Raw genomic sequence first — 335 nt, forward strand, 5'->3', positions numbered from 1 at the left:
GGCGGACGGCCGAGGTGATCAGCGCGACGAGGTCGGGGCCGCCGCGGCTACCCGCCGACGCCGTCCGCCCCGGGAGCGACGCGCACGGCCGAGGCCATCAGCGCCACGAGGTTCTGCGTCCAGCAGTCCGCCTCCTTCGTCGCGACCTCGGCGCCGCAGCCCGCGCACACGAGGTTCGGCCCGTCCTGGCCGTCCGGCCCGCAGCAGCCGTTGCGCCGCGCGCTGTCGGGGTGGCGGCGGGTGCCCTGTACGTCGTCGGGGTGCAGGACGAACACGTCCCCGCCCCCCGCGGCCGAGCGCCGCGGCATCCGGCGGTTCGCGATACAGTGGCGGTG

Annotated in this window: 1 pseudogene; it reads right to left on the reverse strand. The window is 77.6% G+C overall.

What is annotated here, in order from left to right:
* Window positions 1-47 precede the first annotated feature (47 nt).
* A pseudogene (locus AB0O00_RS24770) lies at window positions 48-335 on the reverse strand (hypothetical protein); the annotation flags it as partial.

The sequence above is a fragment of the Kitasatospora sp. NPDC093558 genome, assembly GCF_040683475.1.
In the GTDB taxonomy this organism is placed as follows: domain Bacteria; phylum Actinomycetota; class Actinomycetes; order Streptomycetales; family Streptomycetaceae; genus Kitasatospora.